At 51.7% G+C, this 1,173-nt stretch carries 2 protein-coding genes; both read right to left on the bottom strand.

The window, feature by feature from the left end; genetic code table 11:
* On the bottom strand, positions 1–650 hold a 650-nt coding region (locus V6D20_04285), incomplete at its 3' end, for a hypothetical protein (protein HEY9815011.1).
* Positions 647–1,173, bottom strand: a 527-nt coding sequence (locus V6D20_04280; protein HEY9815010.1) for a hypothetical protein, incomplete at its 5' end; no start/stop codon positions are given. The genes V6D20_04285 and V6D20_04280, both read right to left, overlap by 4 nt.

The raw sequence follows: 1,173 nt of genomic DNA, 5'->3' as shown, positions 1-1,173 counted from the left end.
CCCGTACCCATCTGAACTGCCAAGACGTTCAGTAAGAAGGCGTCTTTAACTATGAGGTCGTCTCTGTGCCTCGCTGAGATTAGGTCGCGGAATACCCTATCCGGAACCAGCTTATCGGCCCTGCCTTCCTCCTTGCCATATCTCCCATGAACTGCGGGGTTAGTGAGCTTGGTTTGATAGTCGAGGGGAAGGCCGAGGCTGACCCCCAGCCACGACGATGCCACCTCCAGATAACCCGACTGTCTGAATGCGGTTCCCTCACTGTACTTCTCAGCAATCAGTTTCTCTGCGTGGTAAAAGTCATCGGTTTTGAGCGTGAGCAATGGGCGCGCTCCGAGAACCTCAGCCAGTGCTGTCATAACGTTAATCTTGCTATCCGCTACGCCTTTGCCTGTTTTCTTCTTTAGCCGACCGTCCAGCACCCACAACTTGGCCAGGACCCGTATGTCCGTGTGAATGATCCCAAAGAATCGTAGGGCGGCGATTCGTCTTCTGGATACCCCTCTAGTCAACCAGTCAATAACATCCCATTCATCGTCTTTAAATGAAGCTCCATGCGGGAGTTCGTCCAATAATGGGGAAGCCTTGCCTACCAGAACGCTATTGGCTGGGATCTCAGAAAGCCATTGCCTGAGTTCAATTGCATTCATTCTGCTGCATCCGCGTTAACGGCTTCTACCTGTTGAACAACATCTCGAATGGAGGCTGCCATCCGGTCAAAGTCTTTATGTAGCTTACTTCGCTCCTTTCCTCCCTCAGCCTTACCCCAGCGTGCCAGTTCTGACTCGACGTAATCCAAGGACTTTCGATGATCTGCCTTTTTCCAAGCCAAAAAATGGGGGCAGCCGTTGTAACAGGCCCAGAATGGATGTTTGGTGCAAGCACCTTTCTTGCCACAGCCACCAACGACGGCAGGCACTGGTATTTCATTCGCAGCTGGTTCATGGCGGTTAACTGTGGGGATGGCGATGGCCTTCTTTCCAATGTCATCGGTGATTTTACCCTTGAAGAAGTAGGCTTCGCTCAGAATGGCGAAAACTTCCCCAACCCCTCGATCTGTTGCTCTTTCTAGCGCTGGCATCAGGTCCGAGCCCACCGCCTGAATGTAAGCATCGCAAGTCCATGGTGATTTATGCTCCAGAATTTCTTGAATCTGTTCTCTCGGTATCCCTT

Source organism: Candidatus Obscuribacterales bacterium (assembly GCA_036703605.1).
GTDB lineage: Bacteria > Cyanobacteriota > Cyanobacteriia > RECH01 > RECH01 > RECH01.
The sequence above is the reverse complement of the archived record's forward strand: the minus strand, read 5'-3'. Positions and strand labels throughout refer to the sequence as shown.